General features: G+C 61.6%; 12 protein-coding genes and 2 pseudogenes. 7 read left to right on the top strand and 7 right to left on the bottom strand.

The features are described 5' to 3' along the window. The first annotated feature begins 100 nt into the window (after positions 1 to 100). The 4 genes from F600_RS0118985 to F600_RS0119000 all read left to right on the top strand — a co-directional run bounded on the left by F600_RS0118985 (position 101) and on the right by F600_RS0119000 (position 3,898). On the top strand, positions 101 to 949 hold the full coding sequence (locus F600_RS0118985) for a RecB family exonuclease (protein WP_018162227.1): 849 nt from the start codon (positions 101 to 103) through the stop codon (positions 947 to 949). An 86-nt stretch (positions 950 to 1,035) separates the two neighbouring features. After that, on the top strand, positions 1,036 to 1,926 hold the full coding sequence (locus F600_RS0118990) for a hypothetical protein (protein ID WP_018162228.1): 891 nt from the start codon (positions 1,036 to 1,038) through the stop codon (positions 1,924 to 1,926). A gap of 448 nt (positions 1,927 to 2,374) precedes the next feature. Further along, on the top strand, positions 2,375 to 2,941 hold the full coding sequence (locus tag F600_RS32730) for an NUDIX hydrolase (RefSeq protein ID WP_018162229.1): 567 nt from the start codon (positions 2,375 to 2,377) through the stop codon (positions 2,939 to 2,941). Between the two features lie 207 nt (positions 2,942 to 3,148). Further along, positions 3,149 to 3,898, top strand: coding sequence for an O-methyltransferase (locus F600_RS0119000; RefSeq protein ID WP_018162230.1), 750 nt, complete (start codon positions 3,149 to 3,151; stop codon positions 3,896 to 3,898). On the opposite strand, the gene hisG is transcribed toward F600_RS0119000, so the two are convergent. From hisG to F600_RS0119015, 3 genes are all read right to left on the bottom strand, one after another. Beyond that, positions 3,895 to 4,746: an ATP phosphoribosyltransferase gene (gene hisG, locus F600_RS0119005; protein ID WP_018162231.1), complete on the bottom strand. Its 852-nt coding sequence runs from the start codon at positions 4,744 to 4,746 to the stop codon at positions 3,895 to 3,897. The two genes, F600_RS0119000 and hisG, sit on opposite strands and share 4 nt — an antisense overlap. Positions 4,747 to 4,780: 34 nt before the next feature. Next, the gene (locus F600_RS0119010) at positions 4,781 to 5,062 is read right to left on the bottom strand and encodes a phosphoribosyl-ATP diphosphatase (RefSeq protein ID WP_174523556.1); all 282 of its coding nucleotides are present in this window, start codon (positions 5,060 to 5,062) and stop codon (positions 4,781 to 4,783) included. A gap of 80 nt (positions 5,063 to 5,142) precedes the next feature. Continuing rightward, positions 5,143 to 6,192, bottom strand: coding sequence for a GDSL-type esterase/lipase family protein (locus F600_RS0119015; RefSeq protein WP_081628919.1), 1,050 nt, complete (start codon positions 6,190 to 6,192; stop codon positions 5,143 to 5,145). A gap of 329 nt (positions 6,193 to 6,521) precedes the next feature. On the opposite strand from F600_RS0119015, the gene htpG reads away from it, so the two are divergent. The 3 genes and pseudogenes from htpG to F600_RS32450 all read left to right on the top strand — a co-directional run. Then, positions 6,522 to 8,399, top strand: a complete 1,878-nt coding sequence (htpG, locus tag F600_RS0119020; RefSeq protein WP_018162234.1) for a molecular chaperone HtpG — start codon at positions 6,522 to 6,524, stop codon at positions 8,397 to 8,399. Between the two features lie 428 nt (positions 8,400 to 8,827). Then, positions 8,828 to 9,247, top strand: a pseudogene (locus F600_RS32445) (M23 family metallopeptidase); the annotation flags it as partial. Between the two features lie 368 nt (positions 9,248 to 9,615). Then, positions 9,616 to 9,969: pseudogene (locus F600_RS32450) on the top strand (murein hydrolase activator EnvC family protein); the annotation flags it as partial. A gap of 18 nt (positions 9,970 to 9,987) precedes the next feature. Here the strand turns inward: F600_RS32450 and F600_RS0119035 are convergent. From F600_RS0119035 to F600_RS30680, 4 genes are all read right to left on the bottom strand, one after another. Then, positions 9,988 to 10,851: an exodeoxyribonuclease III gene (locus F600_RS0119035; protein ID WP_026306717.1), complete on the bottom strand. Its 864-nt coding sequence runs from the start codon at positions 10,849 to 10,851 to the stop codon at positions 9,988 to 9,990. 14 nt (positions 10,852 to 10,865) lie between these two features. Then, a complete protein-coding gene (locus tag F600_RS0119040; protein WP_018162238.1) occupies positions 10,866 to 11,294 on the bottom strand; it encodes a CBS domain-containing protein in 429 nt (142 codons plus the stop codon). A 65-nt stretch (positions 11,295 to 11,359) separates the two neighbouring features. Then, a complete protein-coding gene (locus F600_RS0119045; RefSeq protein WP_018162239.1) occupies positions 11,360 to 12,496 on the bottom strand; it encodes a TMEM43 family protein in 1,137 nt (378 codons plus the stop codon). Then, positions 12,496 to 12,828, bottom strand: a complete 333-nt coding sequence (locus tag F600_RS30680; RefSeq protein WP_018162240.1) for a DUF1707 SHOCT-like domain-containing protein — start codon at positions 12,826 to 12,828, stop codon at positions 12,496 to 12,498. The genes F600_RS0119045 and F600_RS30680 overlap by 1 nt, the downstream gene beginning before the upstream one ends. Positions 12,829 to 12,844: the final 16 nt, after the last annotated feature.

The raw sequence follows: 12,844 nt of genomic DNA on the forward strand, positions 1-12,844 counted from the left end.
CGCTTTGACGGGGTTGTCTCGTTCGTTGAATGGGCGGCGCTGAAGTGGCGCGCCCACAACGCTGAACGAACCTGTCGGTACCTCCCGATAGGGTTCCCCCATGACGACCGAAGCTCCTCCTCGTCGGCTTGCCCTCTCCCCTTCCCGCGCGTCCGACTTCAAGCAATGCCCGCTGAAATACCGGCTGCGTGCGGTCGACCGGCTTCCCGAGGCCCCGACAAAGGCCGCGTTCCGCGGAACGGTCGTCCATGCTGCGTTGGAGTCCCTCTACTCGATGCCCGCCGCCGAGCGTGTTCATACGCGAGCACTCGAACTCGTCGAACCGGCGTGGCAGCGTCTCATCGAAGAGTCGCCTGAACTCGCCGACCTGATCGACGCGAACGACGTCGCGACCTTCCTCGGCGAGGCCCGCACACTCGTGACGTCCTACTACGACCTCGAAGACCCGACGCGCTTCAATCCGACGGCATGCGAGCTGTTCGTCGAACATGAACTCACCGACGGCGCCCTGCTACGGGGCTACATCGATCGTCTCGACATCGCACCGACCGGCCAGGTGCGGGTCGTCGACTACAAGACCGGGCGTGCGCCCAGCGAATTGTTCGAGGGCAAAGCCCTCTTCCAGATGAAGTTCTACGCGCTCGTCGTCTTCCGGACGCGCGGCACGGTGCCGACCCAGCTCGAACTGCTCTATCTCGCGGACGGAAAGCGCCTCGTCTACCGGCCCGACGAACCGGAGCTGTTGCGGTTCGAGCGGACGCTGTCGGCGATCTGGAAGGCCATTCTGAAATCCGGTGAGACCGGTGATTTCCGGCCGAAGCCCGGCAAGCTGTGTGGATGGTGCGATTTCAAGGCCCATTGCCCGGAGTTCGGGGGCACGGTACCGGTCTATCCGGGTTGGCCGGTTGGGCTTGCTGCAGACCAACGCGACCCCGCGGAGCACGATTAGTCAGCCACAGTCCCAGCCTGCCGACGACTCGACCAAGATCTACGCTCCTACCATAAAGTGACATCTCAGCCAGATCGAAGGGACCAATGGATCTTCGCGACCACAAGGAATCACGAAGGCTGTACTTCCTCAGCCTTGCTGGCGCTGTCGTCATTCTTTTAGGGGTGAGGTTTCACTTCTTTCCCAACGACGCTAACCAGCCCACATGGAAGGGAACTGCGTCGCAGACAGTCGACGGCCTAATTAGCGCGGCGGTTGCGGCAATTCTGGTGGGTATCGGGTATGTCTACTTTTCGAATCGAGCCAAGGCGATCGAGACGATCGCTGTCAGACCACGTCAGATTGCCGACGAAATTGCCGCGGCGGCGAAAGGTGCCGACTGTTGGAAGTTACGGGCCAGAACTGCTAGCTATTTCGTTCGGGAAACTCTTCCAATTCTCGCCAAAAGCGGCGCGGTGGACATTCGACTCGAACTACTCGATCCTCGCGAGCAATCCCTGATGACGCTGTACAAGAACTTTCGAGCGACGCATGCCGACGCGCCCAAGTGGTCGGCTGAACGAGTTAAGCAAGAAATTTGCTGTTCGATTCTTGTCATATGTTTGTTCAAGAACCGATATCCACGCTTAGACGTCGATCTACGCTTAAACTCAAGCTTTTGGATACTTAGTTATGACATTTCTAAGGCAGCCATATTTGTCTGCGGGCAAACGTATGGTGACACAGCAATAAAATTACCGAACACAAGCGAGTTCTATCGACATTTCGACGACGATTTCGACGCGTCATTTGGTCATTTGGAGTCAATACAACCAAAATTGGCGGAGGAGTTGACTATCGACAACATCTTCTCATACGAGGAATCGAGCACGGTCGAGGCGATCGTAAGGATGTTCGCAGACCTCAATATTGAAGTCACGCCAGCCGATGCAGCCGCATTGCTTGCCAAGGTCCAGGAGAAGCATCATCACACCTGATATCAAAATGTGGCTTGACGCACAAAGTTGGCCAGACTGCCGTGTCTACGCGGAAGCTGCGGAAACTGTCTACCGTCATCCTTACAATTTCGTAGTCGCCCGCACGCGGGTGAACCTCTTTGCGAATTGGCAAATTCGTGTCCATCTTTGGCTTCCACTGGATACCAATTCCCTGGCGCCGTCCGATCTAGCAATACATAGGCACGGCTGGGACATTCATACCAAGGTGCTAATTGGAAGTCTGACTGAAGAGGTCTATGCTGTGGATTTCGATGAATCTGGATTTCAGCGCCTCCTCAATGTGACAAGCGACTACGGCCCGGGATCGAGCAGAATGACGCCCACTCAAACGACTGTGCGCGCACAGCTATCGAACCAGCACACTCGTATGCACGAGTCACCCGTTTACACAATTGACAAATCAACCTTCCACTCGACACAAAATCGGATGACGTCATTGGCCGCGAGTGTGGTTGCTACGGAAGTAGCTTCCGAATCGCAGAGCCAAATCATCGCTCCAGCGAAGCTGAATAGTCCTATCGAATACCCTCGAATTAACGTTTCGCCCGACGAGTTCAGGCAACTGCTTAGTTTCGCGGACGAGGTTTACGAGTCCGAGAATCCACTAAAAGATACGGCCGCGGCCTTTGTGTTTGTTCAACGCCCCGATAAAAAATTCGCCCTTGTCCGTTCCGTGAGAGATCCGCTGACTTGGACTCCAATCGGAGGTAGATCCGAGCGGCGAGATTCGAGTCCCCGTTTCACTGCGGTTCGCGAACTTGCCGAAGAACTAGCGATAAGCATCCCCGAACACGACCTCGTCGCTGTCGGAGATGCACCGAGAGACATTGGCCGGGGACGGGTCTACTTCTTTCACCTTCGGGTTGACCATGATGTGACTCTGCCCGATTCCGATGAACTAGTGGAGTGCACTTGGGCATCTCTGGAAGAGATGCGTCACATGGCGCTGATGCAAGCGACGCGAGCCCAAATTTGCAAGCTCGAACGGTTTTAGCCAGACTTCAATCAACCTTTCGCGACATCGAATTCTTCAGGTAAGCCGCGCTCAAATCCGGCGATTTCCGGCCGAAGCCCGGAAAGCTTTGCGGCTGGTGCGATTTCAAGGCCCATTGCCCGGAGTTCGGCGGCACGGTACCGGTCTATCCAGGTTGGCCGGACCAACCTTCAGACGACGGCGCCGAACGCGACTAGCCTGGCGCCCATGACTGGCGTGATCGCGAAAATCAAACCGTTCCTTCGGCCTTCCACGATCCGTCTACTCGTCACGCTGCCGCGGTTCACGAAATCGTGGCAGGTCGGTGACGGACGCGAGGATGCGGTTCTCGACCTCGTGCTCAAGACCACCCGGCCCGGGGATCTCGACGCGGTGATCCGAACGATCGACAAATTCGGGCACAAGTCGATCCTGGTCAATGTCGGCGACGAGAAGGGTCTTCTCTTGGACGCCGCGATCGAACGCTGCCAGCCCACGACCATGATCGAGCTGGGTGCCTACGTCGGCTACAGCGCTCTGCGCGCCGCGCGGGTGCTGCCGGAAGGCGCGCACCTCTACTCCGTCGAGCTCACGCGCGCCAATGCCGACATCACGCGCCGGATGCTCGAGCACGCCGGGGTCGGCGACCGCGTGACGGTCGTCGACGGCAAGCTGGGTGACCCCGCGACTGTCGAACGGCTTGATGCCGTCCTTTCCGGCGGGCGGCTCGATTTCGCCTTCATCGATCACGCGAAGGACGCGTACCTGCCCGACCTCGAGACCATGATCGGATCGGGCTGGCTGCACGCGGGATCGGTCGTGGTGGCGGACAACGTCAAGATGCCGGGAGCACCCGAGTACCTCGCATACATGCGGGCCGCGGAGGGCTCGTCATGGAACACGATCGAACACGACACTCACGTCGAGTACGTCGGTGTGCTCAAGGACCTGGTACTCGAGTCGACCTACCTGGGTTAGAACGCCCGGCAGGACCGGATGTCGCTGGCCAGAATCGCCTTGGCGCCAAGGTCTGCGAGCTCGTCCATCACGTCGTTACTCGTGCGACGCGGTACCAGCGCGCGGACGGCAACCCAACGATCGTCCGCGAGCGGCGACACGGTCGGCGACTCGAGGCCGGGCGTGATCTGAACTGCGCGGTCGAGCAGATCACGCGGGCAGTCGTAGTCGAGCATGAGGTACTGCTGCGCGAACACGACGCCTTGGATACGAGCGATGAGCTGGTTGCGCGCGCGATCCGAGCGGTCCGATCCGGTGCGCTCGATCAGGACACCTTCGGAGTCGCACAGCGATTCGCCGAAGGCGACCAGGTTGTGCTGCTTGAGAGTGCGGCCCGAACCGACGACGTCGGCGATCGCGTCGGCAACGCCAAGCTGGATCGAGATTTCGACTGCGCCGTCGAGGCGGATGACATCAGCTTCGATGCCGCGCCGGGCGAGGTCGGTGCGCACGAGGTTCGGGTATGAGGTGGCGATCCGCAGGCCCTGCAGATCGCTGACCTGCCACTCCTTACCTTCGGGCGCCGCGTACCGGAAGGTCGAGCGGCCGAAGCCGAGTGAGACGCGCTCCGATACCGATGCGCCGGAGTCCACGGCGAGGTCGCGACCGGTGATTCCGAGGTCGAGATCGCCGTTGCCGACGTAGATCGCGATGTCCTTCGGACGCAGGAAGAAGAACTCGACGTTGTTCGCGGGGTCGAGAACGGTGAGGTCGCGGGCGTCACCCCGGCGGCGGTAACCCGCTTCGTTGAGAATCTCCGCGGCGGCTTCGGACAGCGCGCCCTTGTTCGGCACTGCTACGCGCAGCATGTGGTTGTCCCTTCGGAAGGTCTGGGGTGGCGGGTCAGAGGTACTTGTAGACGTCGTCGAGCGTCAGCCCGCGGCCCACCATGAGAACCTGCACCCAGTAGAGAAGCTGTGAGATTTCGCCGGCGAGAGCGTCATCGCCCTCATGCTCGGCGGCCAGCCACACCTCACCCGCCTCTTCGAGAATCTTCTTGCCCTGGAAATGGACGCCGGCTTCGAGTGCAGCAACGGTCCCGGAGCCTTCGGGACGGTTCTGCGCACGATCGAGGAGCTCGGCGAACAGGGATTCGAAGTTCTTCACGGGGACTGATTCTTTCATGCCTTCGAGGGGTGGAGTGCTTCCACCCCTCGACGGCTCGACACCGGGAGGCCCGTGGACCTCCCGGTGTCGGGGACGTTCTATCCCGTGACCGTTGGTGTGAGCAGCTGGGCGTAAGCCGACTGGCCATCGATCGTCGGGTGGAAGCTTCCGCTCCACGGCGTCGAGCCGTCGAGATGAATCGGATTTATCCAGTTCGATTTACCGCCACAGAAAGAATGCCCATCGAAAACCGGTGTCGGGTCCGCGAATACCGCCGAGAAATTGCCGGCCCGGCCGGCGTCGGAAACGCTCTTGGCGAGAATTGCGTTCACATTCTGCGTTTCGCTGTCCATCCACAAGGCATCTTCGTACTGAACACTCCACACACCGGGCGTATTACCGACATCGCAGAAACTTCCGCTGACACTCGCGCCCGGTGCCGGGCTGTACTTCTTTGTGAAGTAATTGCTTTTCGAGGTGCCAAACAATTTCGGGTAGCCGACAACGGTGATCTTTGCCGACGGCGCCGCCGCGTGAATCTGGCCCAGCACGTTCTTCAGCGCGACGATCGACCGAGTGACCGGACCGGGCGCGCTGGCGCCTGCCCCACCGCCAAGTGCGCGTTCGCGGGTCGTCACGACCGCCCGCAACTTCAGGTTGCCTTTGCAGCCGTATCCGTAGTCCGTTCCGTTGGCGTTCTTGTCGAAGTTCGGAATGCCCGTACCGTGCAGGCACGCACCCAGGACCTGCGTGAATCCGACGTCGTTTCCGCCGACAGTCAGGGTGACCAACTTGGTGTCGGACGACAGCTGACTGATCTGCGCCGGCTCGGGATCGGACTGATTGGGATGCACGATGTCCCAGGTTGCCGCGCCACTACAGGCAACGAATGTGAGATCCAAACCGTTCGTCTGTGCGACCTGTGGACCATACGCATGTGGACTGCGATGGCACGTATCCGCACCTGTGTCGGTGCCGGGATAGTAGTCTCCGGTCCCTTCGCCGGACGCGAAAGAATCACCCATTGCGACATATTTCGGTGGTGTTGGTGTTGGTGTCGCCGTCGCCGCGCCAACTCCGGGAATCCCAGCGAGAAATACAAGGGTCCAGGTTGACGCAATCCCTGCCGCCGTTTGTGGCAGCTTCATATCGCTTCTCTTTCCTACCAGGTTGTGGGAGCCCGGCTCGGCGCGATTTCCGAATGAATTGCCATGTCGGAGATAGATTCCCGCGCTTTCGGATGGCGAATCTGACAGTAATCTGGACCACTTCAGCGAAAAGATTTCGAGATCACATCGATAGCAATACGAAACGGGACATACACAAACCCAGCGTGCAATCACTGTGCAGACGTGATAATGCACCGATTTCGGACATTTACGTCAGGCAGGCTGCCGTCTGGGCCAGGTGACACCCCCGGGCGGCACGGCTTTAGACTCACGTGCGTCGAAAAATCGTCCGGGAAGGATTGGTGCAAGTGAGTCAGGTTACCGAACTGGAGTTTCAGGCCGAAACCCGCCAGCTACTGGATCTGATGATTCATTCGGTGTACTCGAACAAGGACACGTTCCTTCGTGAACTCGTTTCGAATGCCTCCGACGCCCTTGACAAGCTGCGCCTCGAGTCGTACATCGACAAAGACCTTGGCGCCGACACGTCCGACCTCCACATTCAACTGACCGTCGACGCGGAAGCGCGCACACTCACGATCGCCGACAACGGCATCGGTATGTCCCGCCACGAAGTCATCGATCTCATCGGCACGCTGGCCAAGTCCGGCACCGGTGAGCTTCGCCGCAAGCTGCGCGAGGCCAAGGACTCCGCTGCCTCCGAGGAGCTGATCGGCCAGTTCGGCATCGGCTTCTACTCGTCGTTCATGGTTGCCGACAAGGTCACCCTCGTGACCCGCAAGGCCGGCGAGACCCACGCGACACGCTGGGTCTCCGAAGGCGACGGCAAGTACACGATCGAAAACCTCGACGAAGCACCGCAGGGGACGGCGGTCACGCTGCACCTCATGCCGGAGGACGCCGAAAACCACCTCTTCGACTACACGTCCGAGTCGAAGATCCGCGAGATCGTCAAGCGCTATTCGGACTTCATCAACTTCCCGATCCGACTCGGCGACGACGTCATCAACTCGCAGAAGGCACTGTGGACCCGCCCGCGCAGCGAGGTCTCCGACGAGGAATACACCGAGTTCTATCGTCACGTGGCGCACGCCTGGGACGAGCCGCTCGAGGTCATCCCATTCCGCGCTGAGGGTTCGTTCGAATACCAAGCGCTGCTTTTCATCCCGACGATGGCACCGTTCGACCTCTTCATGCGCGAGCGCAAGGCCGGCGTGGACCTGTACGTCAAGCGCGTCTTCATCATGGACGACTGCGAAGAACTCATGCCCGAGTACATGCGGTTCGTCAAAGGCATCGTCGACGCACAGGACCTGTCACTCAACGTCTCGCGCGAGATCCTGCAACAGGACCGGCACCTCCAGGCGATTCGCAAGCGTCTCGTCAAGAAGGTCCTCTCGACGGTCAAGGACCTGCAGAACAACCACGCCGAGAAGTACCAGACCTTCTGGCGTGAATTCGGGCGAGTCCTCAAGGAGGGTCTCGTCAACGACTTCGACAACCAGAAGACGATCCTGCAGGTCTCGTCGTTCCAGTCGACGCATTCTGCAGAAGACCTGACGACCTTGGGCGACTACATCGCCCGCATGAAGGACGGCCAGGACCGCATCTTCTACATGACCGGTGAAACGCGGGAAGCAGTCGAGAACTCGCCACACCTGGAGGCATTCACCGCGCGCGGTCTCGAAGTCCTGATCCTCACCGACCCGGTCGATGAAATGTGGACTGGATCGATTCCCGAGTTCGACGGCAAGACCTTCCAGTCGATCGCCAAGGGCGACGTCGATCTCGACAGCGAGGAAGAGCGAAAGGCCGCCGAGGCTGACCGCGAAGAGCAGGAAAAGCAGTACGCCGAGCTGCTCACCTGGATGACCGAAACCCTCACTGAGCAGGTCAAATCCGTGCGCCTGTCGGCTCGCCTGACGACCTCCCCCGCGTGCGTCGTCGGCGAAACGTTCGACCTCACGCCAATGCTCGAGAAGATGTACCGCAGCGCCGGACAGGAGCTTCCGGTCACCAAGCGGACGCTCGAACTCAACCCGAAGCACCCGCTCGTCACGGGCCTTCGCGATGCCGTCGCGACCCGCAAGGACGACCAGGCGCTCAAGGACACGGCCGCGCTGATCTACGGCATGGCGTTGCTCGCCGAGGGCAGCGAACTCCGCGACCCTGCTCAGTTCGCCAAGCTCCTCGCGGACGAACTGACCCGCTCCTTCGCGGGCTAAATGCCGATTTCGGGCCTGTTCGTGCATAACGAACAGGCCCGAAATGCATCTACCTGGGCTAACGATCTCATAGCCGGCAGATTGAAGCCCCCCGAAGCCCACCCGTGCGCCAATAACGTCCCTCGTTGCAAGGACATTCGCGACGCGGGAGGGCTTCGATGCGACGGATTCGCCGGTCTAAGTTGCGCCGGGCGGCCTGGGTAGGCACCGCCATGAGCGTCGGCTTCGTCGTGGCCGAACTCGCGCTTGCTCCGATCTCCCCGGCCAACGCGGCGGAGGAACCCAGCGTTGGACACTCACTGTCGTCGGCGATCGTCGAAGCCCGCGATGTCATTTCCTGCCTTACCAAGGGCGCGACCGGCGACGCCTGCGTCTCCTCCGTCCCGACGTCGTCGGCCAACGTCCTCATCACGCGTGCGGCTCTCGCCCCGGCCCCGAAGCCAAAGGCGCTGCCCGGTGTCGTCGTACCGCCGACCAAGGGCTTCATCAGCTCGATGTGGGGCGATGGCCGCGAGCACAAGGGCATCGACATCGCCAACGACGAGGGCACCCCGATTCGCGCGGTCGCGGACGGCGATGTCATCGATGCCGGGCCGGCTGCCGGCTTCGGCCTGTGGGTCCGTATCCGGCACACCGACGGCACCGTCACGACGTATGGACACAACCTCGCGAACCTCGTGAAGGTCGGCGACCACGTCCTGGCCGGGCAGGAAATCGCGACGGTCGGCAATCGCGGCGAATCCACGGGCCCCCACCTGCACTTCGCCGTCACTGCACCCGACGGCGTCACCCCCATCGATCCGTTCCCGTGGCTGAACGTCAACTCGGCTCTACCAACGGTGTCCTGAACGAGGAGGAAGAAATGCGTGCATTCACCCGAATCGGGGTCAGCGCGGCTGCCGGCGTGGTCTCGTGCCTCGCCATCGCCGCACCTGCCGGTGCCGACACGATCTCCGCAGTGACGAACGCAGCGGGCGCCGTCACGTCCACGGCCGGGGCTGTCGCCGGGACCGTCGCCACAAACCTGGCGAAACCAAGCACGCAACAGACCCTCAAGCAGGCCGTCCTCAAGGCGGGCGGACTACTCGGCTGTGTACTCGGAACCGGATCATCGATGGGTTCGTCGCTCGGCTCATCGAACCTCACGTCCACGGTCGGCTGCCTCATCGGCGGATCTCTCGGCGGGCAGTCGATCGGCGCCGTCAACCTGCCCGCGAACGGCCCGATCACCTCAGACTTCGGCGACGGACGCAACCACCAGGGCATCGACATCGGCGCTGATCAGGGCAGTCCGATCCGTGCCGCCACGTCAGGCGAAGTCATCGACAGTGGCCCGGCACAGGGTTACGGCGAGTGGATTCGCGTCAAGGCGGCGGACGGCACCATCACGACTTACGGCCACAACGACACCAACCTGGTGTCCGTCGGCGACCACGTCACGGCAGGACAGGTGATCGGCACGGTCGGAAACCGTGGCGAGTCCACCGGCCCGCATCTGCACTTCCAGGTCGAACCAGCCGGCAGTGGCCCCGTCGACCCGATCCCCTGGCTCGCCGCGCACGGCGCCTGAGCTGTTAGTACCGCGGGGCTATTTGGACTGCGGCAGCTTCACGCCGGAGGTTCGCGCGGCGGGGGCCGACGGCGGCGGGACCATCGGTCCGATGTCTCCGTCGGGTGCGGTGTCGAGGTCGACGATGACGGGTGCGTGATCGCTCGGACCGGTCCCCTTGCGCGCTTCGCGGTCGATCCACGCGGCCTGGACACGTTGCGCCACCGGCGAACTCGCGAGGATGAGGTCAATCCGCATGCCGAGGTTCTTGTGAAACATTCCGGCGCGGTAGTCCCAGTAGCTGAACACTTTTTCATTCGGCCACCGGTCGCGAACAACGTCATGCAGACCGAGCGCCTGCAGATCACGCAGCGCGTTCCGCTCCGGCACGGTGACGTGCGTCTGCCCGATGAACGCCTTCGGATTGAACACGTCGGCATCCGTGGGCGCGATGTTCAGGTCGCCGCAAACAAGTGCGTTCCCCGGTCCGGCCTGGACGTCGTCACGCAGCTTCGCGAGCCATTCGAGCTTGTAGTTGTAGTGATCCGAATCTGGCTCTCGACCGTTCGGGACATACAGCGAATGAACGCGGATGCCCCCGCAGACCGCGGATATCGCTCGCGCCTCGACGTGTGGGAAGCCGGGCTGGTCAGGCAGCCCGACAGCGACACTCTCGAGCCCGACCTTCGACAGGATCGCCACGCCGTTCCACTGCGGCTCACCGTTGACCGCGAGCTCGTAACCACGCGACTCCAGCTCATCGCCGAGGAAGTTCCAGAACCAGTCCGTCGTGACCTTCAGCTCCTGCAGACAGACGACGTCGGGCTGCCGCTGATCGAGCCAGGGCAGGAACCGGGGCTGTCGAACCTTGATCGAATTCACGTTCCACGTAGCGATACGCACCCGATCAAGGTTAGTCACCCCTGCTGGATGTACGCCTCCAGGTAGCCCCGGTCGTCCTCGAGTTGGGCGATGCGGTTCTTGACCACGTCGCCGATACTGACGATGCCCGCGAGCGCACCGTCGTCCACCACCGGCATGTGCCGAATGTGTCGTTCAGTCATCGTCTCCGCCAGGCTGTCGACGGTGTCGAAGCTCGAACAGACGACGACGGACGTGGTCATGATCTCGGCAACCTTGGCGTCGAGGATGGCAGCCCCGCGGTCATGCAGCCTGCGCACGACGTCGCGCTCCGAAACGATGCCAACGACGCCGGACCGATCGGTGACCACGACCGCACCGATGTTTTGGTCAGAAAGGACGTCGAGCAGCTCGGCGACCGTCGCGTCTGGTGTGACGGTCGCAACGGCCGTCCCCTTGTGATTCAGAATGTCTGCGATCTTCATCGCAACTCCCGGTCAGCACTGTCTATCCCTCTACGTTAACCCTCATATCCCCACTACCTGCGGTATTACACCGCGCGGCGACGTAGATAAATGAGTCCGCCGACAGCAGCTCCCACCACAGTGAGCAGCCCGGCACTGAGCAGCGGGCGGTAGAAGAACCAGGCAAGGGCGATCGCCGAGGCCCCCAGGAGAGCCGTCAGCACGAGCGCGATGAGCATGACGCCGAAACCCGCCGCTTTGCCCACAATCGGGATGAAACTGACCAATGTCGGCAGCGGAAACAGCAGCATGACGAATCCGACGAACATCACCAGCAGCCCGACGCCGCGGAGAATCCAGGTGAGAACGCGGTTGTCGTCATGTGCCTTCTCGAACATCGCAGCGGGTGGTCGAGTGCCTTTGTCGATCAAGAGCAGGCGATCGCCCGCATCGGTTTGATAGGCAGCGACCGAACCGGCGGATTGCTCACCGATCACGCTCACGGACGAGGCGTCCACGACCTCGAAAGAAATACGGAGGTCGCCTACAACGGGATTGTTCGGGTTCGCACCGACGTAGATCTCCTGTCCCAGGCGCTGCGCGGGCGGACCCGTGACCGCGATGACCTTGTCCGCAAACTCGTCCACCAGAGGCAAGGTTTGGGCGCCGTCCAGCTTGCCCAGTACCTCGGGTCCGAGCCGGAAGGCTCCGACGTCACCACGGGGCGCGACGTTGGTCGCGTTGTCGAACCGTTTCGCTGGATTCTCATGCCCCCACTGATCGTGGAAGCGCGACGAGTCGTGCACGTCGTCGTCCCAGTCGGTGCGATAGACGTACTTGCCGCTCGTCTCCCGGTTGTCGCCGTAGCCCGGAGAACTGCTCTGGCTCTCCTCGATCCACTGGTACATCTGCACGATTCGACGCAGCTGAACCATCGGGACCGAGATTCCGAACACCGGATCGGACGCTTCCCCGGCGAGCTGAAGCGGCCCGGTGAAGTAGACGAGTCTGCCGTTGTTGCGATCGTCCAGCGCCGAAACCGGCACGGCGACAAACGCTCTCGCACCTTCGTCAAGCGACTTCGCGGTCTGGACAGAACGGCCTTCATTCCAGAACACACCGATGACCGACCCCGGAATCAGCACAATCCCGAGAAGCGCGGCGATGAAGGACGCGCCGACGCGGGACAACCACGATTGATTCGCGGTTGTCCCGTTGACCATCAGAGTGCCAGGAGCAGCAAAATCGCGATCACGACCGCCACCACTCCGACCAAGGCGATCGGGATCAGTGGCCGATGGTTCGAAACCGGCACCAGATCCGCCTGACTCGCCGGCCAAATCGCGACGGCGTCCTTGCGGACGAGCTGGCCTTTACGCGGCAGGTCGGTGAGCAGAGCGTCGAGTTCGGACTGGTATCGCGCCGCACCCGCGGCGGAGGAACGCTGTTCGAACTCTGACATGTCGATTCGCCCGGCGGCAAAGTGCTCGCCGAGTTCGTTCAGCACCTTCTCGCGTTCGGTGTCCCCGATCCGAATCTCGCTCGTGTCACCCATGGCTGCAGTTTAGGTC

The sequence above is a fragment of the Smaragdicoccus niigatensis DSM 44881 = NBRC 103563 genome, from assembly GCF_000380645.1.
Lineage (GTDB): Bacteria > Actinomycetota > Actinomycetes > Mycobacteriales > Mycobacteriaceae > Smaragdicoccus > Smaragdicoccus niigatensis.